General features: G+C 66.8%; 24 protein-coding genes. 13 read left to right on the top strand and 11 right to left on the bottom strand.

Annotated elements, in window-relative coordinates:
* Window positions 1-310: 310 nt before the first annotated feature.
* Entirely contained in the window at window positions 311-574 is a 264-nt protein-coding gene (rpsT, locus tag ACZ1JS_RS00670; RefSeq protein ID WP_056459222.1) for a 30S ribosomal protein S20, read from the bottom strand.
* 91 nt (window positions 575-665) lie between these two features.
* A complete protein-coding gene (gene mutM / locus ACZ1JS_RS00665) occupies window positions 666-1478 on the bottom strand; it encodes a bifunctional DNA-formamidopyrimidine glycosylase/DNA-(apurinic or apyrimidinic site) lyase (RefSeq protein ID WP_465167253.1) in 813 nt (270 codons plus the stop codon).
* 226 nt (window positions 1479-1704) lie between these two features.
* Here mutM and ACZ1JS_RS00660 point away from each other — a divergent pair, with 226 nt between their 5' ends.
* Genes ACZ1JS_RS00660 through ACZ1JS_RS00620 form a run of 9 tightly spaced genes read left to right on the top strand, consistent with a single transcriptional unit; the run spans window position 1705 to window position 8990 of the window.
* A complete protein-coding gene (locus tag ACZ1JS_RS00660) occupies window positions 1705-2436 on the top strand; it encodes a class I SAM-dependent methyltransferase (protein WP_465167252.1) in 732 nt (243 codons plus the stop codon).
* A 52-nt stretch (window positions 2437-2488) separates the two neighbouring features.
* The gene (ubiB, locus tag ACZ1JS_RS00655; protein WP_465167251.1) at window positions 2489-4021 is read left to right on the top strand and encodes a 2-polyprenylphenol 6-hydroxylase; all 1533 of its coding nucleotides are present in this window, start codon (window positions 2489-2491) and stop codon (window positions 4019-4021) included.
* Window positions 4018-5106 carry a hypothetical protein gene (locus ACZ1JS_RS00650; RefSeq protein WP_465167250.1) on the top strand — a complete coding sequence of 363 codons (1089 nt, stop codon included), beginning with the start codon at window positions 4018-4020 and terminating at the stop codon, window positions 5104-5106. Before ubiB ends, ACZ1JS_RS00650 begins: the two co-directional genes overlap by 4 nt.
* Window positions 5103-6278 (top strand): bifunctional phosphopantothenoylcysteine decarboxylase/phosphopantothenate--cysteine ligase CoaBC, encoded by a 1176-nt coding sequence (gene coaBC, locus ACZ1JS_RS00645; protein WP_465167249.1) that lies wholly within the window; start codon window positions 5103-5105, stop codon window positions 6276-6278. Before ACZ1JS_RS00650 ends, coaBC begins: the two co-directional genes overlap by 4 nt.
* Window positions 6265-7074, top strand: a complete 810-nt coding sequence (locus tag ACZ1JS_RS00640) for an alpha/beta hydrolase family protein (RefSeq protein ID WP_465167248.1) — start codon at window positions 6265-6267, stop codon at window positions 7072-7074. Before coaBC ends, ACZ1JS_RS00640 begins: the two co-directional genes overlap by 14 nt.
* The gene (dut, locus tag ACZ1JS_RS00635; protein ID WP_465167247.1) at window positions 7071-7508 is read left to right on the top strand and encodes a dUTP diphosphatase; all 438 of its coding nucleotides are present in this window, start codon (window positions 7071-7073) and stop codon (window positions 7506-7508) included. The genes ACZ1JS_RS00640 and dut overlap by 4 nt, the downstream gene beginning before the upstream one ends.
* A complete protein-coding gene (locus ACZ1JS_RS00630) occupies window positions 7505-7921 on the top strand; it encodes a hypothetical protein (protein ID WP_465167246.1) in 417 nt (138 codons plus the stop codon). The genes dut and ACZ1JS_RS00630 overlap by 4 nt, the downstream gene beginning before the upstream one ends.
* Window positions 7918-8667 carry a HesA/MoeB/ThiF family protein gene (locus tag ACZ1JS_RS00625; protein ID WP_465167245.1) on the top strand — a complete coding sequence of 250 codons (750 nt, stop codon included), beginning with the start codon at window positions 7918-7920 and terminating at the stop codon, window positions 8665-8667. Before ACZ1JS_RS00630 ends, ACZ1JS_RS00625 begins: the two co-directional genes overlap by 4 nt.
* The gene (locus ACZ1JS_RS00620; protein WP_465167244.1) at window positions 8655-8990 is read left to right on the top strand and encodes a DsrE family protein; all 336 of its coding nucleotides are present in this window, start codon (window positions 8655-8657) and stop codon (window positions 8988-8990) included. The genes ACZ1JS_RS00625 and ACZ1JS_RS00620 overlap by 13 nt, the downstream gene beginning before the upstream one ends.
* Window positions 8991-9024: 34 nt before the next feature.
* Here ACZ1JS_RS00620 and galU read toward each other — a convergent pair whose 3' ends face one another.
* Window positions 9025-9891 carry a UTP--glucose-1-phosphate uridylyltransferase GalU gene (galU, locus tag ACZ1JS_RS00615; protein WP_056459509.1) on the bottom strand — a complete coding sequence of 289 codons (867 nt, stop codon included), beginning with the start codon at window positions 9889-9891 and terminating at the stop codon, window positions 9025-9027.
* Window positions 9892-10035: 144 nt separating this feature from the next.
* Here galU and ACZ1JS_RS00610 point away from each other — a divergent pair, with 144 nt between their 5' ends.
* Complete coding sequence (locus ACZ1JS_RS00610) at window positions 10036-10818, top strand: metallophosphoesterase family protein (protein WP_465167243.1); 783 nt, start codon at window positions 10036-10038, stop codon at window positions 10816-10818.
* A 750-nt stretch (window positions 10819-11568) separates the two neighbouring features.
* On the opposite strand, the gene ACZ1JS_RS00605 is transcribed toward ACZ1JS_RS00610, so the two are convergent.
* The 7 genes from ACZ1JS_RS00605 to ACZ1JS_RS00575 all read right to left on the bottom strand — a co-directional run bounded on the left by ACZ1JS_RS00605 (window position 11569) and on the right by ACZ1JS_RS00575 (window position 18567).
* On the bottom strand, window positions 11569-11805 hold the full coding sequence (locus tag ACZ1JS_RS00605) for a hypothetical protein (protein WP_200913333.1): 237 nt from the start codon (window positions 11803-11805) through the stop codon (window positions 11569-11571).
* A 235-nt stretch (window positions 11806-12040) separates the two neighbouring features.
* Window positions 12041-13078, bottom strand: a complete 1038-nt coding sequence (locus tag ACZ1JS_RS00600; RefSeq protein WP_465167242.1) for a M48 family metalloprotease — start codon at window positions 13076-13078, stop codon at window positions 12041-12043.
* 129 nt (window positions 13079-13207) lie between these two features.
* Window positions 13208-13816: an FKBP-type peptidyl-prolyl cis-trans isomerase gene (locus ACZ1JS_RS00595; protein ID WP_465167241.1), complete on the bottom strand. Its 609-nt coding sequence runs from the start codon at window positions 13814-13816 to the stop codon at window positions 13208-13210.
* Between the two features lie 87 nt (window positions 13817-13903).
* Window positions 13904-14110 carry a 30S ribosomal protein S21 gene (rpsU, locus tag ACZ1JS_RS00590; protein ID WP_056459186.1) on the bottom strand — a complete coding sequence of 69 codons (207 nt, stop codon included), beginning with the start codon at window positions 14108-14110 and terminating at the stop codon, window positions 13904-13906.
* A 121-nt stretch (window positions 14111-14231) separates the two neighbouring features.
* A complete protein-coding gene (locus ACZ1JS_RS00585) occupies window positions 14232-14621 on the bottom strand; it encodes a response regulator (protein ID WP_345878976.1) in 390 nt (129 codons plus the stop codon).
* 61 nt (window positions 14622-14682) lie between these two features.
* Window positions 14683-17073, bottom strand: a complete 2391-nt coding sequence (locus ACZ1JS_RS00580) for an ATP-binding protein (RefSeq protein WP_465167240.1) — start codon at window positions 17071-17073, stop codon at window positions 14683-14685.
* Between the two features lie 138 nt (window positions 17074-17211).
* Window positions 17212-18567 carry an EAL domain-containing protein gene (locus ACZ1JS_RS00575; RefSeq protein WP_465167239.1) on the bottom strand — a complete coding sequence of 452 codons (1356 nt, stop codon included), beginning with the start codon at window positions 18565-18567 and terminating at the stop codon, window positions 17212-17214.
* Window positions 18568-18954: 387 nt separating this feature from the next.
* Here ACZ1JS_RS00575 and cysD point away from each other — a divergent pair, with 387 nt between their 5' ends.
* The 3 genes from cysD to ACZ1JS_RS00560 are packed head-to-tail and all read left to right on the top strand — an operon-like array spanning window position 18955 to window position 22534.
* On the top strand, window positions 18955-19872 hold the full coding sequence (cysD, locus tag ACZ1JS_RS00570; RefSeq protein WP_242118259.1) for a sulfate adenylyltransferase subunit CysD: 918 nt from the start codon (window positions 18955-18957) through the stop codon (window positions 19870-19872).
* Window positions 19872-21794 carry a sulfate adenylyltransferase subunit CysN gene (gene cysN, locus ACZ1JS_RS00565; protein ID WP_465167238.1) on the top strand — a complete coding sequence of 641 codons (1923 nt, stop codon included), beginning with the start codon at window positions 19872-19874 and terminating at the stop codon, window positions 21792-21794. Before cysD ends, cysN begins: the two co-directional genes overlap by 1 nt.
* Window positions 21788-22534, top strand: a complete 747-nt coding sequence (locus ACZ1JS_RS00560) for a 3'(2'),5'-bisphosphate nucleotidase CysQ (RefSeq protein WP_465168597.1) — start codon at window positions 21788-21790, stop codon at window positions 22532-22534. Before cysN ends, ACZ1JS_RS00560 begins: the two co-directional genes overlap by 7 nt.
* On the opposite strand, the gene ACZ1JS_RS00555 is transcribed toward ACZ1JS_RS00560, so the two are convergent.
* Window positions 22517-23530 carry a HAMP domain-containing sensor histidine kinase gene (locus ACZ1JS_RS00555; RefSeq protein ID WP_465167237.1) on the bottom strand — a complete coding sequence of 338 codons (1014 nt, stop codon included), beginning with the start codon at window positions 23528-23530 and terminating at the stop codon, window positions 22517-22519. The genes ACZ1JS_RS00560 and ACZ1JS_RS00555 overlap by 18 nt on opposite strands.
* Window positions 23531-23538 lie beyond the last annotated feature (8 nt).

Genomic DNA, 23538 nt, shown 5'->3' with positions numbered 1-23538 from the left:
CGTGACGCCGATCGATCAAGTCACGAAACCGAAATAAAGGCAGTTGACAGCCCCCCAGTGGCGGAAACGCGTCGGATTTATTTTTTCGCGTTTTTTGTCAGTATCTTACGACCGATTGGCCGCCCGCGAACGCTCGAATCCACGGATTTCCGCGGTTTTCCAGACGGCTTGATTCGAGGGGGTCTCGCGGAACCTTTTCCCCACGGGACACACCCTCCGCCAGGGACGTCAAACCATGCTCGACCGACGCAAGAAACCCCGCCGGCCGTTGGGCCGACGGGGTCAATCCTGTCCGACGATGCGCGGGCGATCAGGCGATCGCGCCGACCGCCTTCGTCAGGCGCGAGAACTTGCGGCTCGCGGTATTCTTGTGCAGCACGCCCTTGGCGACGCCACGGGCCAGTTCCGGCTGGACGTTCGCCAGCGCGGTGGTCGCCGCTTCGCGGTCACCGGCGACGATCGCCGCTTCGACCTTCTTCACGAAGGTACGGATGCGGCCGACGCGCGCACCATTGATTTCCGCACGACGCGCATTGCGCCGGATACGCTTCTTCGCCTGTGGCGTATTCGCCATGCCGTCCTCGACTCTCGCAAATGATTGGTGCCGATCGGGCAATCCGACCGGAGAAGGTGCGCCCCTTAACCGGTCGGGGCCGGAAGGTCAACTATCGCTGGCACGATCGGCACCAGAAGGTAGAGCGTCCGCCATCGACGCGCCGCTCGACCACGCCCCCGCACGGACACGCTTCGCCTTCGCGGCCATAGACCCTGAATTGTTTCGAGAAATAGCCCAGTTCGCCATCCGGCCGGGCATAGTCGCGCAGCGTCGATCCCCCCGCCTCGATCGCCGACAACAGCACCGCACGGGTCGCGTCGACCAATGCCGCCAGCCGTTCGTGCGCAATCTGTCCGGCCGGTCGTGTCGGCGAAATGCCCGCGACGTTCAGCGCCTCGCACACATAGATATTGCCGAGTCCCGCCACGATTCGCTGATCGAGCAGCAGGATCTTGACCGGCGCGATCCGCCCCGCGAACCGCCGCTCCAGATGGTCGGCGGTGAAGTCCGGCCCCAGCGGCTCCGGCCCCAGCGCGGCGAAGGGCGGCCACGTCGCGACCTCGGCAGTCGGCAGCAGATCGACCGATCCGAAGCGGCGCGGGTCGTTCAACACCACCTGCCGCCCGGCATCGGTCGCCAGCAGCAGATGATCGTGCGCCAGCGGTTCGGCCGGATCGACCCGCCAGCGCCCCGACATGCCGAGGTGGAAGATGAAGGTATCGGCACGATCGGTCTCGATCAGCCCGTATTTGGCGCGGCGCGACAGGCCGGTGACCGTCGCACCCGTAAGCCGCTGCCCCAGATCGACCGGCATCGCCCGGCGCAGATCGGCACGATTGGCGACGACCCGCGCGAGCCGTTGCCCGGTCAGCACCGGCGCCAGACCGCGCACGGTCGTCTCGACTTCGGGAAGTTCGGGCATTCGGCGTTCTGATCCATTCTTCCTCGTTCGTGCTGAGTAGGGGCTGAGCTTGTCGAAGACCCGTATCGAAGCACCTGCCTCAAGCGGTCCTTCGATACGCCATTTCGACAAGCTCAATGGCTACTCAGGACGAACGGGACTGGCGGGCTGGGTTATCACCGCACCTTCGTCGACAAACAGCTAGGTTCGGTTTGCCCCCGCCACAAGGCGCGGCTAGGGCAGACGAATGAACGACACGGTATCCTTCGGCTACGAAGATGTGGCCCCCGCCGAAAAGACCAAGCGCGTCGGCGATGTCTTCGCCAGCGTCGCCTCGCGCTACGACCTGATGAACGACGCGATGTCGGGGGGCATGCACCGGTTGTGGAAGGACCGCTTCGTCGCGCGGGTAAAGCCGGGCAAGGGCGAATCGATCCTCGACATGGCCGGCGGTACCGGCGACATCGCGTTCCGCATGGCGAAGCACGGCGCGCACATCACCGTCGCCGACATCAATCCGGCGATGCTGGGCGTCGGCATGGAACGCGCCGAAAAGCGCGGCATCGACGGCCTCGTCTGGTCCGAACAGAATGCCGAGACGCTCGACTTCGCCGATCGCAGCTTCGATGCCTATACGATCGCGTTCGGCATCCGCAACGTGACCGACATTCCGAAGGCGCTGCGCGAAGCGCACCGCGTCCTGAAGCGCGGCGGTCGGTTCTTCTGCCTCGAATTCTCGACGGTGACATGGCCCGGCTTCGCCGACGTCTATGACCAATATTCGCACAAGCTGGTGCCCAAGCTCGGCAAGCTGCTGGCGAATGACGAGGACAGCTATCGCTATCTGATCGAATCGATCCGCCGCTTCCCCGACATGCCGACCTTCGAACGGATGATCGCGGACGCGGGCTTCATCCGCACGCGCGTCGAACCGATCATGGGCGGGCTGGTCGCGATCCATAGCGGATGGAAGATTTGATGCGGCACGCGTCAAACCCCCGCGCAGGCGGGGGTCCAGGGCAAATAGCCACATGACCGCGCCCCTGACCCATTATTGGCGCATCCTGAAATGGGGCCGTACGCTCGCGCGCCACGGCGCGTTGATCGAACTGGAGCGCAATCCGCGCACCCCGCCGCGCCTGCGTCGCGTCGTCCGCCTCGCCCGCTTCGGGGCGCGCGTCCCCGCGACCCCGCGCTATGCCGAGGCATTCGCCGCGCTGGGTCCGGCCGCGATCAAGCTGGGGCAGACGCTCGCCACCCGCCCCGACCTGGTCGGCGAGGATGTCGCGCAGGACCTGCTGTCGCTGCAGGACGCGCTGCCGCCGCTGCCATGGGACGTGGTGCGCCCGGCGATCGAAGCGGGTCTCGGCCAGCCGATCGAGCACCTGTTCCAGTCGATCGAGGAAACGCCGGTCGGTGCCGCCTCGATCGCGCAGGTCCACCGCGCCATCACCACCGATGGCCGACGCGTCGCAGTGAAGGTGTTGCGTCCGGGCGTCGAAACCCAGTTCTTCGACGCGATCGACACCTATGAATGGGCCGCCGCCCGCATGGAGACGATGGGCGGCGAGCTGAAGCGCCTGCGCCCGCGCCTCGTGATCGAGACGATGAAGCGCTGGACCGCGCGCGAACTCGACCTGCGCCGCGAAGCCGCCTCCGCCTCCGAACTGGCACAGGGGATGGAGGCCGAGCCCGACTTCACCATCCCCGCGATCGACTGGCAGCGCACGACCTCGAAGATCCTGACCACCGAATGGATCGACGGCATCAAGCTGTCGAACCGCCCCGCACTGATTGCGGCGGGCCACGATCTGCACGCGATGGCGACGCGGCTGGTCCGCGCCTTTCTGCGCCAGGCGATTGCGGAGGGGTTCTTTCACGCCGACATGCATCAGGGCAATTTGTTCGCCCTGCCCGATGGGCGCATCGCCGCGATCGATTTCGGGATCATGGGCCGCATCGACCGCCGCGCCCGCGTGTGGCTGGCCGAGATCCTCTACGGCCTCATCACCGGCGATTACCGGCGCGTCGCCGAAATCCATTTCGAGGCGGGCTATGTCCCCGCCCATCACAATGTCGCCGAATTCGCGACGGCGCTGCGTGCGGTGGGCGAGCCGATGCGCGGGCTGGCGGTCAAGGATATGTCGGTCGGCATGATGCTCGATTCGCTGTTCAACATCACCCGCGATTTCGACATGGAGACGCAGCCGCACCTGCTGCTGCTGCAAAAGACGATGGTGATGGTCGAGGGGGTCGCCACCGCGCTCGATCCCGACATCAATCTGTGGGAGACGGCGGCGCCGTTCGTGCGCGGCTGGATCCGCGACGAACTGGGGCCGGAGGCGATGGTCGCCGACCGGATCATCACCGACCTGCGCACCTTCGCCCGGCTGCCCGACCTGATCCGCAATATCGAGGCGCGCTATCCCGCCCCGGGCGGTGCCCCGCCCGCCCCGCCCTTGCCCGAGGTCGCCGTCGTCCATGTCGGCGGCGGCTGGCGCTATGCGCTGGTCGGCATCGCCGGCGGGCTGGTCGGCGCGGCATCGACGTTGTTGCTGGGATGATCCGCGCGCGACCGCCGGTCTGGCTGTCGTGCTCCAGCCGGTTCGCGACGCTGCGACCCGGCGTGGCGCTCGCCGTCGCGCTGCTGGCGCTCGCCCTGCTGGCATCGACATGGATCCTGCCCGAGGATGACGCGCCGCGCGGCATGGCGATGAGCGTCGACGTCTATGCTTCGGTCGTCGAGGGGCTGCGCACCGGCGGCGATTATTATGCCGTCACCGCGCAGGAATTGCGCGCCAGCCGCGCCCCGCTCCACCCCTTCCCCGCCATCCGCCTGCCGACGTTGAGCGTGGTGCAGGCGGCGTTGCCCGACCTTGCCTCCATCCTGTTGCTGATCGCGATCGCGGCGGCGACCGGTCTCGCCTGGACCCGGCGGATCGGCGGCTGGTTCGACCGCGGCCCGCCGCGCATCACGGCGCTGTTCCTGCTGGCGGGCGGCATGGTCGCCTTCGTCCAGCCGTCGCTGGTCGCGTTTCACGAGCTATGGGCCGGGCTGCTGATCGCATGGTCGCTGGCGATCCGGCGCGAGGACCGCTGGGTAGAGGCGGTCGCCCTGGCCCTGTGCGCGATGGTGATCCGCGAGACGGCGGCGCTCTATGCGCTGGCGATGCTGGCGGCGGCACTGGTCGAGGGACGCCGGCGTGAGGCGCTGGGCTGGGTCGCGGCGCTGCTGGTGTTCGTCGCCGTGCTGCTGCTCCATGCCCGCGCCGTGGCGATGATCGCCGGTCCGCTCGACGCGGTATCGCCCGGCTGGAGCGGATTGCACGGCCCGGGCCTGTTCGCCTCCGCCATGGCGCGCTCGACCGCGCTCACCCTGCTGCCATGGTGGCTGGGCGGGCCGCTGGCGATGCTGGCGCTGCTCGGCTGGGCGGCGGCACCCGGACCGGTCGGGTGCCGCGCGGCGCTTACCTTCGGCGGTTATGCGCTGGCCATCGCGTTGTTCGCACGCACCGACAACTTCTATTGGGCGCTCGCCGCCGCGCCGGCCTATCTGATCGGCATGGCGTTTCTTCCCGACGCGGTACGCGACCTTGCCCGACCTTTGCTCGACAGGCGGCGCGTTCGGGTGCAGAGGATCACCCGATGACACGCATATTGCTGATCGTCGGCGGCGGCATCGCGGCGTACAAGGCGTGCGAGCTGATTCGCCTGCTGCGCGGGCGCGGCCATGGCGTGCGCTGCGTGCTGACCGATGGCGGCGCGCAGTTCGTGACGCCGATGACGCTGGCGGCGCTGAGCGAACAGCCGGTCCATACCAGCCTGTGGGATCTGAAGGACGAGGCCGAGATGGGCCATATCCAGCTCAGCCGGCAGGCCGATCTGGTCGTCGTCGCACCTGCCACCGCCGATCTCCTCGCCCGCATGGCCGCCGGCATGGCCGACGATCTCGCCACCACGCTGCTGCTCGCCACCGACAAGCCGGTGCTGGCCGTCCCGGCGATGAACGTGCGCATGTGGCAACATGCCGCGACCACCGCCAATATCGCCACCTTGCGGGGGCGCGGCGTCACCGTGCTCGACCCTGACGAGGGCGCGATGGCGTGCGGCGAATTCGGCCCCGGCCGCCTGCCCGAACCGCCCGCGATCGTCGCCGCGATCGAGGCGATGGTGGCACCCGCGCCGCAGTCGCTGGCGGGTCGCCATATACTGGTGACCGCCGGTCCGACGCATGAGGCGATCGATCCGGTCCGCTATCTCGCCAACCGATCGTCGGGCAAACAGGGATTCGCCATCGCCGCCGCCTGCGCCGCGCGCGGCGCGCAGGTGACGCTGATCGCGGGGCCGGTAACGCTCCCGACCCCGCCAGGCGTGACCCGGATCGACGTCGAATCGGCGCGCGACATGGCCAACGCCGTGGCACAGGCGCTGCCCGCCGACGCCGCCGTCATGGTCGCCGCCGTCGCCGACTGGCAGGTCGAGGCGGCGCCATTCAAGCTGAAAAAGGGCGACGGTCCGCCGACCCTCACCCTGCTGCCAAATCCCGACATATTGGCGATGCTCGGCCGATCGCCGCGCCGCCCGCGTCTGCTGGTCGGCTTCGCGGCCGAAACCGACGACGTGCTCGCCCATGCGACCGCCAAGCGCAGCGCCAAGAACGCCGACTGGATCGTCGCCAACGATGTGTCGGGCGACGTGATGGGCGGCGATCGCAACGCCGTCCACCTCGTCACCGCCGACGGCATCGAAAGCTGGTCCGACGCCCCCAAGACCGATATCGCGGCCCGACTGGCCGACCGGATTGCCGATGCGCTGCTTTAGTCCCCTGTTGCTCCTTGCCGCTGCCGGCTGCGCCACCACTGCCGCCCCGCCGCCGGTGACGCTGGCCGGGGAAAGCTTCGGTCCGTCCGCGTCGCGGGACGTGCGGACGCTGGTCCTGATCCTGCACGGCGATGGCGACGGCGTGGTACCGGCCGAGTTCAACGCCGCCGCCCGCGCCATCGCCGACGCGATCCCCGGTGCGCGCGCGGTCGCGCTGCTGCGGCCGGGCTATGCCGACGCGGCGGGCAATGTCTCGCCTGGCACGCGCGGCGGGACCGATGGCGACAGCTATACTGCCGACCGGGTCGCGGCGGTCGCCGATGCCGTCGCCGGCTGGCGTGCCCGCTATCCGCAGGCACGCACGATCCTGGTCGGGCAATCGGGCGGCGCGGCGATGGCGGCGACGCTGATGGGGGTACGGCCGGGGCTGGTCGACGGAGTCGTGCTGGCGGGATGTCCGTGCATGTTGCCCGAATGGCGCAAATATCGCGCGAAACAGGGCGCGACCGGTTTCGGCACGACGGTGAACAGCTTCGATCCGTTGCAGACGGTAGGCGGCATCGCGCCGTCGACCCGCGTGACCCTGCTGGTCGGGGCTGACGACAAGGAAACGCCGCTGCGCTTCTCGCGTGGCTATGCCGAAGCCTTGGCATTGCGCGGTATCGCCACCGACTATCGCGTCCTGCCCGGGCGCGGCCACGACCTGCTGCGCGACGGCGACCTGATCGATGCGGTGCGTCGCATGGCCGCCGCGCCCCCCGCGACCCCGCAACGTAGTGCGATGGTGACCCGATGATCCCGATCCGCCTCCGCCGTCTGCCGCATGGACACGGCCTGCCGCTGCCCGCTTATGCCACTGCGGGCGCGGCAGGCATGGATATCGTCGCGGCCGAGGATATCGCGCTGGCGCCCGGAGCGCGCCATGCCGTCGCCACCGGCTTCGCCATCGCCATTCCGGCGGGCTATGAGGTACAGGTCCGCCCCCGTTCGGGCCTTGCGCTCAAACATGGCATCACCTGCCTCAACACTCCCGGCACGATCGACAGCGACTATCGCGGCGAAGTGAAGGTGATCCTCGCCAATCTGGGCGACGAACCGTTCCAGGTGGTGCGCGGCGAACGCATTGCCCAGCTTGTCCCCGCCGCCGTCACCCGCGCCGAAGTGGCCGAGGTCGATACGCTCGACGATACCGCGCGCGGCGCCGGCGGATTCGGTTCGACCGGGCGATGATCGCGCTGGCCCTGCTGACGCTGGCGCAGGCCGTGCCGCTGGTTGCGGTGCCCGATCCCGCACCGGCGGCCCGCTCGCCGATCGACTGGACCGCGCTGCCGCCGCTTCCCTATCGCCGCGCGCCGCAGCCGACCGCGTCGATGATCGCCTTCGTGTCGTCCCAAATCCGCCGCAACGAATGTCCGCGGCCGATGCCGGTCGACGGGCACACCCGGTTGCAGATCGACGTCGCGGTGCTGATCGGCGAGGACCGGCTGGTCCGCGCCACCATTCCCCGCGCGATCGGCTGTCCGGTCGTGGAGCAATATGGCGCCGGACTGGTGGTCAGCTTCGCGCGCGGTAACCTGATGCCGCAGTTCGTCAGCGAGGGCGGCTGGTACCGCGCCTCGTTGCAGTTCGACTGGACCGAATGACCTTTTCCGACGCCGAGCTCGATCGCTACGCCCGCCACCTCGTCCTGCGCGAGGTCGGCGGCGCAGGACAGGCGGCGCTGAGGGCCGCACGCGTCGTCGTGATCGGCGCGGGGGGCATCGGATCGCCGGCGCTGCAATATCTGGCGGCGGCCGGGGTCGGCACGCTGGTCGTGATCGACGACGACATGGTCGACGCCAGCAACCTGCAACGCCAGACCCTGTTCGGCGACGCCGATATCGGCACCGCGAAAGTGACCGCCGCCGCGCAGGCGCTCGCCCGCATCAACCCGTACGTGACCGTCGAACCGGTGCCGACACGGATCGACGCCGCCAATGCCGCCGCGCTGCTTGCCGGGGCGGACGTCGTGCTCGACGGCTGCGACAATTTCGCCACCCGCCTCGACGTCGCCGACGCGGCGCTGGCGGCGCGCATCCCGCTGGTGTCGGCAGCGGTCGGCCAGTTCGAAGGGCAGTTGGGCGTGTTCCGCGGCTGGGAAGCGCATCTGCCCTGCTATCGCTGCTTCGTCGGCAACGATCCTGCCCGCGCTGACGCCAGCTGCGCCGATCAGGGTGTGCTCGGCGCCTTGACCGGGGTGATGGGCAGCCTCGCCGCGCTGGAGACGCTGCGCGCGATCATCGGCTTCGGCGACGATCCGGCGGGCAAGCTGCTGATCGCCGACCTCCTCGCCTTCCGCTTCCGCACGCTGGCGCTGCCGAAGGATCCGGGATGCCGATGCGCGGGCTGACGATCGTCGTCGTACAGCCCGATCCCGACCGCTGGCGCGCCGCGCTGACCATGGCCTGTGCCGCCGCCGCGCTCGGCGGGCGGACGCGCGTCTATCTGCACGAAGGGGCGGTGGCACTGCTGGCGACGGCCGCCGCCGCACCGCCCGGCCTGCCCGACGCGACCGAATTGCGCGCAATCGCGGGCGACAGCGGCGTCGAGCTGATCGCCTGCCAGACCGGCCTCGCCCTTGCCGGACTGGCGGCGGATACGGAAAGGGTCGCGGCAGGCGGATGGATCGACCTGCTCGCGACCCTTGCCGACGACCGGCTGGTCACCGTGTAGAAGCGGGCGGAGACCGTAACCTCCGCCCGGTCGCTCAACCGTTGGCGAGCGCTTCCTCGGCAAATGCGCGCACCGCCGGACCGATATCGGCACGGGCCAGCGCCAGCGCGATGTTCGCCTGCACCCAGCCGGCCTTGTCGCCGCAGTCGTACCGCTTGCCGTCGAAGGTGAAGCCATGGAACGGCTGGTTGCCGATCAGCTTCGCCATCGCGTCGGTCAACTGGATTTCGCCGCCGGCACCCGGCTCCTGCGAATCGAGGATCTGCATGACTTCGGGCTGCAGGATGTAACGGCCCGGAATCATCAGGTTCGACGGCGCCTTGCCCTTGGGCTTTTCGACCAGCGCGGTGACTTCGGTCAGGCGGCCGTCCTGCTTGCCCGGCGAGATGATGCCGTACTTGTCGGTCTCGCTGTCGGGCACTTCCAGCGCACCGATCACGTTGCCGCCGACCTTTTCATAGGCGTCGACCATCTGCTTCAGGAACCCGCCGACCATCAGCTCGTCGGGCAGCAGCACCGCGAACGGCTCGTCGCCGACGATCTCGCGCGCGCACCACACCGCATGGCCGAGGCCGAGCGGTTCCTGCTGGCGGACATAGACCGGGCTGCCGGGCTTCTGGCGGATACCCTCGATCAGCGCCATCGACTTGCCGCGCGCCTTCATCGTCGCTTCCAGTTCGTAGGAAACGTCGAAATGATCCTCCAGCGCGCCCTTGCCGCGACCGGTGACGAAGATGATCTGCTCGATGCCTGCTTCCAGCGCCTCTTCGACGGCGTACTGAATCAGCGGCTTGTCGACGACCGTCAGCATTTCCTTCGGCATCGACTTGGTCGCGGGAAGAAACCGGGTGCCCAGACCGGCGACCGGAAAGACTGCCTTGCGAACCTTCTTGATCGTCATTGTTTCATCCCCAAAATTGCTGCGCCGCAATAGAGGTTCGTTACGGTATTGGCAAACGACCTTTGGCGCGCCGCGCGCCGGTTGTGCGGCGCTGCGGCGGTTCATTGATCGTACAGCCCCTTTCGCTTATGGGCGGCGCACATCATGGTGTTCTCCAAGCTATTTCGCAGGCCTGCAACCCCTGCGCCGCGCATTCCCGACGATATCCTCGTCTATGCGATCGGCGACGTGCATGGTCGACTCGATTGTCTGGACGATTTGCTGGTGCAGATCGACGCCGATCGGGCACGCGACGGCCGACGGGCGATGCTGGTGTTTCTGGGCGACCTGATCGATCGCGGTCCGGACTCGCGCGGGGTCGTTGACCGGGTGATGGCGATGTGCGCCGCAAGCGACGACGTCCACTGCCTGTGCGGCAACCATGAGGAACTGCTGCTGACCGCCGCCGAGGGTTCGCGACAGGCGCTGGGCGTCTTCGCACGCGCCGGTGGCAAGGAAACCCTGCTGAGCTACGGTGTCGGCGAGGACGCCTATGAGCGCGAGGACCTGAAGGGCGTCCAGCGCCTGATCGCCGAGCATGTGCCGGTTGAACATCTGCATTTCCTACGCAACCTCCCCAACCACCTAATCCTCGGCGACTATGTCTTCGTCCATGCCGGCATCCGTCCCGGTGTGCCGCTCGACGCGCAGAAGTCCTCCGACCTGCGCTGGATCCGGTCGCCGTTTCTCGAGCATAGCGGACCACATGAGCGCTTCGTCATCCACGGGCATACCGTGACCGGCGATCCTGACATTCGTACCAACCGGATCGGTATCGATACCGGGGCCTATCGCAGCGGCCGGCTGACAGCTTTGGTGCTGGATGGCGATACGCGGCGCTTTCTGTCGACGGCGCTGGCCGTCGGCACCTACGCGGCAGCGGCGTAACGCCGGAAGCAGCGTTCCCGCGAACGGGTTCCAGGACGGATCGGGATTAGGCGATTCCACTATTGCCGGTTGGATGAAGCAGGGTCTTCGTCGCAGGACTTTATCCGAAGCCTGCTTCTTCGACCCGGTGCAGAAGCGGAGCCGGATTGGAGCCGGGGGTCGACATGGGCTTGGTCGCACCATCGAACCCATGTCGAGCCGTGTATAGCGATCGCCCCGACAAGGTGACCGGCGCCCCGCGAACCGGCAGGCGGGGCAGGCCTCCGGCGACCCGCGGCAAGCGCCTGGAGCATGATGACAGGAACCTGACCCGTTCGCCGTGAGTAGCCATCGAGCTTGTCCAAATGGCGTATCGAACGACCGGCTGTGGCGGGTGCTTCGATACGGGTCTTTGACGACCTCAACCCCCTACTCAGCACGAACGGACCTAGCTCTCGTCATTGCGCTCAAAGCCGGACCGAGCGTTATCCCGGAACAGGATGGGATCGGCCCAATGATAGCGGGAAACAGGAGCCGCAGGACACTGCCTCCTTCGCTTGAGGCGACGTTCCCGATTGGGTGGATCAAACTCAAACTGATCAACTGGGCAGCGGCGGCTGCATAGCGGCGTCGCAGCGTCAATTACGGTCGAACGGATATAACCCACCGCTCCACTGCGAACGGCCGCCGACCAACCCCGCACAAACGAAAAGGGGCGCCCCGACGGAGCGCCCCTTCCCTAGACTGAAGCGCGGTTTCCCGCGCGAGCAATCAGTTGCTGTCCGAATCGCTGTCCGAGTCGGCGACGACAACGATGCCCGCAACGACAGCAGCCGCAGCGAGGATCGCTACGATCACGCCGCCGCCGGCCAGCTTTTCGCCCTTGGCGGCCGGAGCCGACGCACGAGCAACCGACAGCTTCGAAGCGTTGGCGGCGGTCGCAACCGTCGGAGCAACGGTCATCGACACGGCCGAGGCCGCGATCAGCATCTTCTTGGCAAAACCCATTTCAACACTCCCTTGTGTTACTACACGTCGAGCGGCCCTTCGCATACGGTCCGCCCCCCTGCAAGCCTTATCGCACCGATCGCGGCCAACCGTTACCGGCAACAGCTAGGTACAATACGCCCTGCACACGGCTGAAACTCGCCAGGCACGGCCCGGTTTCGTTCGCAATCGCGGCAGTTCAATATGCAGTGCGGTACGAATTGAGGCAAGCGCGGCCGCCGCGGCAATGGTCGGGTTATTGGAGCGGCTCATCGCGGGTGTTCAGCACGGCTGGCCGGTAGGGGATTGGCGCTCCGGCGGGGATGGCGGCAATCTCCGCCGCGATATTTTCCGCGCGTTTTCCGGCGGATGAGTGCGTCCTGCTATGAAAGATGCCGCCATCGATGCCCGCGCCCGGCCCTCTCCAGAACGCAACCGCCGCCGCCGGGTCCCAGCCTGCATTACGCAACAGATGGACGCCCAGCCGATCGGCATCGTCTTCGGTCGCACGAAAGATGCGTCCATTTCGGCCCAATTCACGAAATACACCGCGACTGACCTTCGCCGCGTCGAGCCGGACATGGTGACGCAGGATATTGTGCGCCAATTCATGGGCCACGACGACCGCAAGCTGCGAATCATCGAATCGGTCGAGGAAGCGACTCGATATCTGCACCAGCCGCCCATCGGCGACGGCATCCAGCGTCGGCCCGATTCGCAGTTCGAACAGCGTGCGACAGCCGGGTGACGCCGGAATGGTAACCGCACGGTCCTGCCCTGCCCTGCGCAGCACCAGCGACAACGGGCGGTCCGCCGCCTGTGCGTCGAGCAGCACGGCAAACGCGTCGCGGGTGGCGACATGGCCGCCGCCCCGGGTTGTCGGGACCGGGTGTCCGTTGATGCTGACGATCGAATCATCGGCTTGCACGCCGACCCGCGCTGCCGGACTGTCGGCCACGACCGCTTCGACCGCGATCCCGGTTTCGAAGCCGAAGGTGCTGCGGGCGACCGGCTGTTCGGCCGGGTCATATTGATCGATCGCGTGCACGATCATCCCGGTGACCGGAGCAAGGTCGGTACACAGCGCGGCATTGGCGCGCGCCAGCCGATAGCCGATCGCCCCCAGCCGCAGATCGGCAGCGCGCAACGCCTCCAGCGTTGCGCGATCGGTTCCGACGGTCGCTGCGGGGATTGGCGCGGCCCCGATCGTCAGCAATGCGCCGGCAAGCAGGACGCCGCGCCGCAATCGCACCGCACGACACCGCTGGGCCACGCGATGAAGAGTATTAACCATCCTCGGTCGCTAGCATGATTGCCAAGTGCAAGGCGATGCCGTGCGGGCAGCTCGGCGCCCGATATGCAGCCAAGGCCAAAGGAAACGGCGTCGGAAGCTCCGGCGCCGTTTCGATCCGATCCTCCGCGATCAGCGCGCGCCGGGCGGAAGCGCCTGTCCGCGAGGCGGCGCGCCTGCGCCACCGCCCTGCATCATCTGCTGCATCTGCATCTGCTGCAGCACCGCCTCCGGGATGAAGTCGATCATGTCGACATCGAACACCAGCACCTGCTTCGACAGCTTCTCGACCTCGGGCGACATTGGCGGTGCGCCCTCGGGACGCGGCGCGCCATAGCCGAGCTGCGGCGGCAGCCAGAAGCGGTAGCGCGATCCCTTCGGCATCAGCTTCAGCGCCTCACCGAATCCCGGCACGACCTGCTTGGGGGACATCGGGGTCGGCTGGCGGCTCTGATCGAAGGTCGTGCCGTCGGCCAGCTTGCCGACATAGTTGATGAGCGCGACATCGGCATCGGTCGGCGTCGGCCCACTGCCCTTGGTCAGCACTTCATATTGCAGGCCGCTCGCGGTGGTGACCACGCCGGCGCGCGATGCATTGGCGGCAAGGAACGACCCGGTTTCGCTGCGGGTGCCCGTCCAGGCGAGCACGGCCGCGGCCAGCAACGCCAGCGCGATCCCGACCCACACCCAGATGATATGACGCTGCTTCACGGGTTGCAGCGGAACGGCAGTGACCGACATCGACACCCCTTATCGTGCGCCTCGCGCACCGCATCACAGGAAACCGGCGGCCCACCGACACCCATGTCGGCACGCCGCGACCGGATATTACCGGGCGCTGTCGCGCTCGACGCGCTTGCGCTCCAGCTTGCGGGCGCGGCGCACGGCGGCGGCACGCTCGCGAGCGCGCTTTTCCGAAGGCTTTTCGTAATGACGACGCAGCTTCATCTCGCGATACACGCCCTCGCGCTGCAGCTTCTTCTTAAGCGCGCGCAGGGCCTGATCGACATTGTTTTCACGAACGATGATCTGCATGAGGTCGAAAAACTCCGGGTCTTAAATCGCAATAGAATAGGGTTCGCCGAAGCATGGCCGCGGCGTGACACGTCCCCCTAACAGGAGTGTCGTCTGCGGGCAAGTCCAACCGCCCCTGCGGTCAGAACAGCAGGTCGCCCCCGGCACGCTTCGCCAATATCCGGCCGATCGCGTCGAACAGCGCGTCCATCGCCACCGGTTTGAACAGCACTTCATCGGCCCCGGCGGCAAGGCACCGCTCGGTCAGGTCGATCGCGGTATCGGCGGTGACGATGACGATCGGCAGCGTCCGCTTCGCGTCCTCGCGCGCCCGCACGCGGCGAATGACCTCGAACCCGTCCATGCCGGGCATGCGCAGGTCGAGCAGGACGAGGTCGAATTCGTCCTCGTCGATCCGGCGCAACCCGGCTTCGGCCAGATCGGCCTCGACCATTGTCGCCCCGGCGACGTCGAGCATGTCGCGAACGACCCGACGATTCATCGCATCGTCCTCGACGAACAATATCCTCATGCGTCGTTGACCCGGCCGATCGCAGTGATTTCAAAGCCTTGCATATCGAAATCCGCTATCGCTACGCCGCATTTGAAACAAGGGCTGTTGGCACTGCACCCGGCTCATTCCGAACGACGAACAAGGCGTCGATAAGTTGCTTAGCCGAAACGGGTTTATTGAGCAATGTTATGGCGTCATAACCGGCGCTTACGCCATAATCTTCGCACGTTAGCATCAGAACCGCCGGCAAGGGTGCAGATCGCAGCAGTGCATTGATCGCGGCGAGGTCGCTTTCCGGCTCGTCGGACGTCGCCCGAAGCGCCGCCATGTCGATCAGCAGCGCCAGCACGCCCCCCTGCTGCAACCGCATCCGCACCGCCCCGACGTCGTCGACGAAGTCGATCGAGCCGCAATGGTGGGCGAACAGCGTCCGCATCATGCCCCGCGCGATCGGATTACGCTCGAGGATCAGCAGCGTAGTGCCGCCGGCATCCGCGCCGGCCTGCGATACCGGCGGCGCGGCAAGCGTCACCGGCAGGTCGAGCGTGAAGGTCGACCCCTCGCCCGGCACGCTCGTCACCTGAATATCGCCGCCCATCGCCCGCGCCAGATTGCGACAGATGGTCAGTCCCAGCCCGGTTCCGCCGAACCGGCGGGTGGTACTGGTATCCGCCTGCTGGAAGGATTCGAACACTTCGTCGATGCGATCGGCTGCGATGCCGATGCCGCTGTCGCGCACCGAAATCCGCACCCGCCGCGTGTCGCCTTCGACGCGCACGCCGATCGCGCCGGCCTCGGTGAATTTGAGCGCGTTCGACAGCAGGTTGAACAGGATCTGCCGCAACCGCACCGGATCCCCTTCGACCCAGCGCGGGACGTCACCGATGTCGAGCGAGAAGCCCAGCCCGCGATCCTCGGCCTGACGGCGCGACGCGCGGGTCAGTTCCTCGATCGTCGCGATCAGGTCGGTCGGGATGCGCTCGACCGACAAATTGCCCGACTGCATCTTGGCGACATCCAGAATGTCGTCGACCAGCGAACGCATCGTCACCCCCGCGTCATGCACGATGCTGAGCCGGTCGCGCAGGTCCGGGGTCAGCCGGTGATCGCGCAACATCACCTGCGCCATGCCGAGAATGCCGTTCAGCGGCGTGCGAATCTCATGACTGGTGGTCGCAAGGAAATCGCCCTTGGCCTTCAACGCCTTTTCCAACGCGATATTGGTCGCGGCCAGTTCGACGTTGGCATGGCGCACCGCATTGCGACTGCGCCGGAGCGTCACGATGCCGAAGCTGAGCAACGCGACCAGCACCGCCACCGCTGCGGCGATGCTGCCGAACAGGATGCGCTGGAACCGCGCACTGGCCCGTTCGAACGCGATGTTGCGGCGCAATTCCTCCTGCTTCAGCCGGGCAATGCGCAGTTCCTGGTTCTGGAAATCGAACCGGGCGGACATCAGTGCGGTCTTGGTCGACGTGGTCAGTTGCGTCGCCTGTTCGTTCAGCCGGTCGATCGCCGCCAGATGCGGCAGTGCCTTGGCGGCGTCGCCGGCCGCCAGATACACGGCATAGGCGTTGCGGTGATTTTCCCGCATCGTCAGCGACGTTCTGGTCAGGTCGACGCCGGCGAACGCTTCGTCGATCAGTGCAACGGCCCCGACCCTGTCGCCGCGATCATCGGCCAGCCGCGCGCCCAGCGTTCGGAGCTGATCCAGTACGCCACGCGATCCGATCGCGCGCGCGATGCGCAGACCTTCGGCAAGCGCCCGCTCCGCACCCACGCTATTGCCGACCGCTCGCAGCGACCGCGCGATATTGCGCAGGATCACCGCTTCGAAGGGCCGATTGCCGATCGAACGCGCCTTCCGAAGTGCCGTCGCGTAATCGGTCAGCGCACGTTGATGCCGACCCAGATCGTAGAGAACGTTTCCGCGATTGTTCAGCAGCGAAATCGATAGTGCGGGATCGTCATCATAGGCCTCGATCGCCTGCCCGTAATAGCGCAGCGCCGCCTCGAAATCGGCCCCCTGCCGATACAGCGCGCCGATGCTGAGCAGCGCCATCGCCTGCCCCCGACGATCATCGACCGCGACATAGACGCGATAGGCGGACTGATAATCGGCCAGCGCCCCGGCGACATTGTCCGAATCGGCGGCGATGTCGCCACGCGTGCGCAACACGTCGCCCTCGATCGCATATTTGCCCGACAGGCGGTGCAGCACCGTCAGCGCTTCCTCGACTTCGCGGGCGGCGGACTTGGGGTCGCCGAGCCGGACATAGGCTTCGGCCTGCAACCATTTGCTGGCAGCAACCATCGTCGAGCGATCGCCGTCGCGGCGCTGCGCCGCGTCCTCCAGGGCGCCACCGTCGCGCAGAACGCGTTGCGGATCGGTCAGCAACAGGCCGCGGACCGCCTCGAACCGGGCGCCGAGCGGCATCCCCTGTCCGGTCGCGGGCACGGCACTCGCCACTGCGACCAGGGATAGGGCAAAAAGCGGGAACCGCAGGCGCATACAGGAACCCTAGTCCGCTTTGGTTAACGATTCGTAGTGTTTAGCACTTTGTCGAAAGTGTCTGGCAGACGCGTTTCGCGCCTTGCCTGGCCCCGGTTATCCGGTCTTCCACTGGCCTTCGTTCCGCAGGAACGACAGCCGCGGGCTGGCCATCGCGGCGACATGGCGCTCCTCTTGCAGGAAGGTGCGGAACGCGGCGAACTCGACCGGGCGGCTGATGAGATAGCCCTGCACCATGTCGCATCCCATGACGCCCAGCAACGCCAGCGCGGCGGACGTTTCCACGCCCTCCGCGGTCACCTCCATGTCGAGCGCATGCGCCAGATCGATGGTCGACCGTACGATCAGCGGGTCACGATTGCTGCTGGTCAGTTGCGTGACGAACAGCTTGTCGATCTTCAATTCGCTGGCGGGCAGGCGCTTGAGATAGGCCAGCGACGACAGTCCGGCACCATAGTCGTCGATCGCGAGCGGCACGCCGATATCGGCAAAGGCGCGCAGATTGGCGATGGCGCTTTCGGGATCGCGGATGACCGCGGTCTCGGTAATCTCGAACCCGACGCGCGCATCGCCGTCGCGCACCAGCGCACAGGCGTCGCGGACGAACCCCGGGTCGGACAGCAACACGCCGGAGATGTTGATGAAGATCGGAATGTCATAGCCGGCCGCGGCGATGGTCCGCTGGTCGAGGATCACCCGGCGGATGATCCACAGCGTCAGCGCGCCGATCGCATTCGATCGTTCGGCGGCCTCGATGAAGTCGCCCGGCAGGATCAACCCGCGGGTCGGGTGCCGCCAGCGCACCAGCGCTTCCGCGCTCGCCACACATTGCTGCCGCACCCGGACCTTGGGCTGATATTGCAGGAAGATCTGACCGCTCTCGATCGCGGCAGGCAGTTCGCGCATCAACTGGACCGGATCATGGCCGGCCACCGGATCGCTCAGGTGGCGCAGCACGTCGGCATTGGCTTGCCGCGCATCCGACAGTGCCTCTTCGGCAGCTTCGATCAGGCGGACGTCGTCATGCTCGGCCGCTTCCGCCCCGACACCGCCGATCCGCAGCGACAGGCGGTAGGTTTCGCCGTCGAGATCGAACGCCGGCGCCATGGCGGCGTGAATCCGGTCGAGCATTCCCGAACCCGCCGCCGCCGATTCGCCCGCAAACCCCAGTTCGATCGCCCCCCGCCCGACCGGCATCACGCGAATCGCCGGGATCGCGGCGGCGATTCGGGCCGAAACGTCTTCCGGTACCGCTGCCGCCCGCGCGATACCGACCGATCGACGCAGGGTCGCGAAATCCTCTACTTCGGCGATGAACACGAAGCGATGCCATGCCGTCGGCACGGGCGGCGTGCCCTCGATCCCGATAGGCGGACGGGACGTGGAACGTGACCGTCCCTCCTGTCCCGAATGCCCGCTCAGCGGGATATGATCCGAATCGGCGCGTGCCATGGTGGAACCACCGCTACCGCCCGAACCCCAAAGCTTCGGTTAACGTTGGCGTTTGAAAGCACGCAGTTTTCTTGCAATTAGAATTTGGCGTATGGTTAATTTTCGGTTAATGTCCGCTTGCGCTTCGGCGTAACTGGGAGAATGAGAATGCAGGCGTTTTTCGCTCTGTTCCGTGACGGCTACGGCGACGATCTTCGTCCGGTCTAAATGGAATACGCGCCCTGGGTCGGGACGGTTCGCCGTCACGACCCAGGCGTTTTTGCGTCCGGCCGCCCTGCTGCGCATTCCCCTTCCCCGCCCGGCCCGGCCCGGCAAAGCTGAACTGGCGGGTCTCGCAAGAATCCTTGTCTTGTCGCTAAGCCTTTGGTCGCTACCTGCGACAGGACCATGACCGATCCCATCATCCGCCGCCTGACCCACCTCGAACGGCTCGAGGCGGAAAGCATCCATATCCTGCGCGAAGTGGTCGCCGAAGCCGAACGGCCGGTGATGCTCTATTCGGTCGGCAAAGATTCGGCGGTGATGCTGCATCTCGCCAAAAAGGCATTCTATCCCGCCCCGCCGCCCTTCCCGCTCCTGCATGTCGACACGACGTGGAAATTCCGCGCGATGTACGATCTGCGTGACAAGGCGGCACGCGACGCCGGCATGGAGTTGCTGGTCCACCACAATCCCGAAGCGCAGGCGCGCGGTATCAATCCGTTCGACCATGGCAGCCTGCACACCGATCTGTGGAAGACCGAGGGGCTTAAACAGGCGCTCGACAAATATGGCTTCGACGCCGCCTTCGGTGGCGCGCGCCGCGACGAAGAAAAGAGCCGCGCCAAGGAACGCGTCTTCTCCTTCCGCTCGGCCAATCATCGCTGGGACCCCAAGGCGCAGCGGCCCGAGCTGTGGCATCTGTATAACGCACGGAAAGCCAAGGGCGAATCGATCCGGGTCTTCCCGCTGTCGAACTGGACCGAGCTCGACATCTGGCAATATATCCTGCGCGAGAAGATCGAGATCGTGCCCCTCTATTTCGCTGCCCCCCGCCCGACCGTGGAGCGTGACGGCATGCTGCTGATGGTCGATGACGACCGCTTCCGCCTGTTGCCCGGCGAAGTGCCGGTCGAACGGTCGATCCGTTTCCGTACGCTCGGCTGCTACCCGCTGACCGGCGCGGTCGAAAGCGAGGCGGCGACGCTCAGCGACGTGATCCAGGAAATGTTGCTGACCACCACCTCCGAACGACAGGGGCGCGCGATCGATCGCGACGCCGGGTCGGCCAGCATGGAAAAGAAGAAGCAGGAAGGTTACTTCTGATGGCGACCTCCCCCGCCTATACGCCCGACGCGCTGATCGCGGCGGATATCGACGCCTATCTGGCACAGCATCAGAACAAGTCGCTGCTCCGCTTCATCACCTGCGGTTCGGTCGACGACGGCAAATCGACGCTGATCGGGCGCCTGCTCTATGATTCGAAGATGATCTTCGAGGATCAGCTGGCGGCACTGGAGAGCGATTCGAAGCGGGTCGGCACCCAGGGCCAGGAGATCGACTTCGCGCTGCTGGTCGACGGCCTCGCCGCCGAGCGCGAACAGGGCATCACCATCGACGTCGCCTATCGCTTCTTCGCGACCGAGAAGCGCAAGTTCATCGTCGCCGATACGCCCGGCCACGAACAATATACCCGCAACATGGTCACCGGCGCATCGACCGCCGACCTGGCGGTGATCCTGATCGACGCGCGCAAGGGCGTGCTGACCCAGACGCGGCGGCACAGCTATCTCGCGCATCTGATCGGCATCCGCCACATCGTGCTGGCGGTGAACAAGATGGATCTGGTCGGCTATGATCGGGCGACCTTCGACCGCATCGTCGCCGATTATGCCGCCTTCGCCGAATCGATCGGCATCGCCGGCTTCACCGCGATCCCGCTATCGGGGTTCAAGGGCGACAATATTGCCGCCGCCTCCGCCAATACGCCGTGGTACACCGGCCCGGCGCTGATCGAGCATCTCGAATCGGTCGAACTGGACAGCGAGGCGGCGGCCGCGCGGCCGTTCCGGCTGCCGGTGCAATGGGTCAACCGCCCCGATCTCGACTTCCGTGGCTTTGCCGGTCTGATCGCCAGCGGCACCATCCGTCCGGGCGATGCCGTCCGCGTGCTGCCGTCGGGCAGGACGTCGCGCGTCGCCCGCATCGTGTCGATGGACGGCGATCTGGAACAGGCGGTCGCCGGACAGTCGGTGACGCTGACCCTGACCGACGAGATCGACTGCTCGCGCGGCGACGTGATCGCCGCCGCCGATGCTCCGCCGCAGGTCGCCGACCAATTTCGCGTGACGATCGTGTGGATGGACGGCGAACCGCTGCTGCCCGGTCGCGCCTATTGGCTGAAGACCGGTGCGGGCACCGTTTCGGCGACGGTCCAGCCGCCGCGCCATGCGATCGACGTCAACACGCTGGCCGAATTGTCGGTGAAGACGCTGTCGCTCAACGATATCGGCGTGGCCGACGTGTTCACCGATCGCGGCATTGCCTTCGAACCCTATGCCGACGATCGCGACCTTGGCGGGTTTATCCTCATCGATAAGATCACCAACGCCACCATCGCCGCCGGCATGATCGACTATTGCCTGCGCCGCAGCCAGAATGTGCATTGGCAGTCGATCGATATCACGCGCGAGGCGCATGCCGCGCAGAAGAACCAGAGCCCGCGCGTGCTGTGGTTCACGGGGCTGTCGGGGTCGGGCAAGTCGACTATTGCGAATCTGGTCGAGAAGAAACTTCACGCGTTGGGCAAGCATAGCTTCCTGCTCGATGGCGACAATGTCCGCCACGGCCTCAACCGCGACCTGGGCTTTACCGATGCCGACCGGGTCGAGAATGTCCGCCGCGTCGGCGAAGTCGCCAGGCTGATGGCCGATGCCGGACTGATCGTGCTGACCGCGTTCATCTCGCCCTTCCGCGCCGAACGCGATCTGGCGCGATCGATGATGCCGGCGGGCGAGTTCGTCGAGGTGTTCGTCGATACGCCGTTGGCGGTGGCGGAGGCGCGCGACGTGAAGGGGCTATATGCCAAGGCACGCAGCGGCAAGCTGGCCAATTTCACCGGGATCGACAGCCCGTACGAACCGCCGCTCGCGCCTGAAATCCGCGTCGACACCACGCAAGAGACGCCCGAGGCCGCGGCGGAACGCATCGTCGAACATATTCTCGGCATCTGGGCACCGATATTGTGACCGACGACGCACTGCTCGCTACCGCGATCGCCGCCGAGGCAGGCAAGCTGTTGCTCGCCATTCGTGCGGAGGGGCGTGAGACCGGCAAAGCGCTGGGCGACCGGGGCGATCGGGAGGCGAATGCCCTGATCCTCGATCGGCTGCGCGCCGCCCGCCCCGATGCCTTCGTGCTGTCGGAGGAATCGGCCGACGACAAGGCGCGCTGTGCCGCCGCGCAGACCTGGATCGTCGATCCGCTGGACGGCACGCGCGAATATGCCGAGGGGCGCGACGACTGGGCGGTGCATGTCGCATTGGCGGTCGGCGGGCGTGCCGAGGCCGGAGCAGTGGCATTGCCCGCGCTCGGCATGACCTTGTCGAGCAGCCCCGCGCCGATCGTGCCCCCCCGGCCCAGCCGTGCGCGCATGGTCGTCAGCCGCACCCGCCCCGCGCCACAGGCGCTGGCGGTGGCGGAAGCGATCGATGCCGAACTCATCCCGATGGGGTCGGCCGGCGCCAAGGCGATGGCGGTGGTCCGCGGCGAAGCGGACATTTATCTACACGCGGGCGGGCAATATGAATGGGATAGCTGCGCGCCTGTCGCCGTCGCGCTGGCCGCCGGGTTGCATGCGTCCCGGATCGACGGGTCGCCCCTCTATTACAACTGCATGGATACCTGGCTGCCCGATCTGTTGATCTGTCGGCGCGACGATGCGGCACGGATCCTGCCGATCATCGCCGGTCTAGCGAGCGGCGGGTAGCGTCAGGATCGCACGGGCGCCGAGGCCCGGCCCGTCGCTTTCGAGGCGGAGATGACCGCCCATCGCCGCCACCGCGTTCGCACACCAGTGCAGGCCGAGGCCGCCCGAACGGTGAACCCGCGTCGAATAGCCGCGCTGGAACAGGCGCGCGGCGGCATCGGGAACGAAGCCTTCGCCATCATCGGTGACGACGATCGTCACGTCACCGGCACCGTGCAGCAGCGTGACGCCGATCCGTCCGCCATCGCCCGCCCTTGCCGCAATGGCCTCCGCCGCGTTGCGGAAAAGATTGCCGAAAACCTGGCTCAGTATCACCCGGTCCCCGAACACCCAGCAGCGCCCAGCCGGGAAGGCGAAGGCGATCGACCGGTCGAAGCCGTAGCGGGCGATGGCGGCGTTGCGGGCGATCAGGTCGATCACGTCGCAGCGTTCGCATACCGGTCCTTCTCCCACGGACGGATCACCGACGATGTCGAGTACGTTGGCAAGGGCGCTGCGCCCTGTTTCGAACTGCGCCAGCCGCTCGACCCGCGCCCGGGCCACCGCGTCGACCGCGGCCATCACGAATTCGACGAGCTTCGCGCGGCGATCGGGCGTCAGGTCGTCACGCCCGAGCTCGGTGACCGCCCGCTCGATCAAACCACGTTCGGCGACGGCCGGCTGGGCGAGGCTGTGCGACAGGATCGCGCTGATCGGCGACAATCCGTTGCGGATATTGTGCGCCATCGCGGTGCGGCTCTCTGCCCGGCCCAGGTCGAACGCCCGTAGTTCCAGCTGCCCGGTGCGATCCTGCAACCGTCCGAGCATACGGTTAAGCGCGCTGGCAAGTGCCGCGACCGTATCGCGCCGTGGTCCGGCATCGAGCAGGGTGAATCTCCCGGTGTCGGCGATCGCCACCACCTGCCGCTCGATCCGCGCCACTCGCCGGGCAGTCCGGCGATCGCGGACATGCGCCATCGCCGCCAGTACCACCGGGCCGCCGGCAAGTGCGGTCAAGCCCAATA

It is taken from the genome of Sphingomonas sp. BL-S-05 (assembly GCF_055521695.1).
The sequence above is the reverse complement of the archived record's forward strand: the minus strand, read 5'-3'. Positions and strand labels throughout refer to the sequence as shown.

Coding starts and splice junctions, on each gene's coding strand:
- ACZ1JS_RS00660 (WP_465167252.1), top strand. CDS start 1,705: ATGAACGACACGGTATCCTTCGGCTACGAAGATGTGGCCCCCGCCGAA.
- coaBC (WP_465167249.1), top strand. CDS start 5,103: ATGACACGCATATTGCTGATCGTCGGCGGCGGCATCGCGGCGTACAAG.
- ACZ1JS_RS00630 (WP_465167246.1), top strand. CDS start 7,505: ATGATCGCGCTGGCCCTGCTGACGCTGGCGCAGGCCGTGCCGCTGGTT.
- ACZ1JS_RS00625 (WP_465167245.1), top strand. CDS start 7,918: ATGACCTTTTCCGACGCCGAGCTCGATCGCTACGCCCGCCACCTCGTC.
- mutM (WP_465167253.1), bottom strand. CDS start 1,478: ATGCCCGAACTTCCCGAAGTCGAGACGACCGTGCGCGGTCTGGCGCCG.
- dut (WP_465167247.1), top strand. CDS start 7,071: ATGATCCCGATCCGCCTCCGCCGTCTGCCGCATGGACACGGCCTGCCG.
- ACZ1JS_RS00650 (WP_465167250.1), top strand. CDS start 4,018: ATGATCCGCGCGCGACCGCCGGTCTGGCTGTCGTGCTCCAGCCGGTTC.
- galU (WP_056459509.1), bottom strand. CDS start 9,891: ATGACGATCAAGAAGGTTCGCAAGGCAGTCTTTCCGGTCGCCGGTCTG.
- cysD (WP_242118259.1), top strand. CDS start 18,955: ATGACCGATCCCATCATCCGCCGCCTGACCCACCTCGAACGGCTCGAG.
- ACZ1JS_RS00575 (WP_465167239.1), bottom strand. CDS start 18,567: ATGGCACGCGCCGATTCGGATCATATCCCGCTGAGCGGGCATTCGGGA.
- ACZ1JS_RS00605 (WP_200913333.1), bottom strand. CDS start 11,805: ATGGGTTTTGCCAAGAAGATGCTGATCGCGGCCTCGGCCGTGTCGATG.
- ACZ1JS_RS00585 (WP_345878976.1), bottom strand. CDS start 14,621: ATGAGGATATTGTTCGTCGAGGACGATGCGATGAATCGTCGGGTCGTT.
- cysN (WP_465167238.1), top strand. CDS start 19,872: ATGGCGACCTCCCCCGCCTATACGCCCGACGCGCTGATCGCGGCGGAT.
- ACZ1JS_RS00595 (WP_465167241.1), bottom strand. CDS start 13,816: ATGTCGGTCACTGCCGTTCCGCTGCAACCCGTGAAGCAGCGTCATATC.
- ACZ1JS_RS00600 (WP_465167242.1), bottom strand. CDS start 13,078: ATGGTTAATACTCTTCATCGCGTGGCCCAGCGGTGTCGTGCGGTGCGA.
- rpsU (WP_056459186.1), bottom strand. CDS start 14,110: ATGCAGATCATCGTTCGTGAAAACAATGTCGATCAGGCCCTGCGCGCG.
- ACZ1JS_RS00640 (WP_465167248.1), top strand. CDS start 6,265: ATGCGCTGCTTTAGTCCCCTGTTGCTCCTTGCCGCTGCCGGCTGCGCC.
- rpsT (WP_056459222.1), bottom strand. CDS start 574: ATGGCGAATACGCCACAGGCGAAGAAGCGTATCCGGCGCAATGCGCGT.
- ACZ1JS_RS00610 (WP_465167243.1), top strand. CDS start 10,036: ATGGTGTTCTCCAAGCTATTTCGCAGGCCTGCAACCCCTGCGCCGCGC.
- ubiB (WP_465167251.1), top strand. CDS start 2,489: ATGACCGCGCCCCTGACCCATTATTGGCGCATCCTGAAATGGGGCCGT.
- ACZ1JS_RS00620 (WP_465167244.1), top strand. CDS start 8,655: ATGCGCGGGCTGACGATCGTCGTCGTACAGCCCGATCCCGACCGCTGG.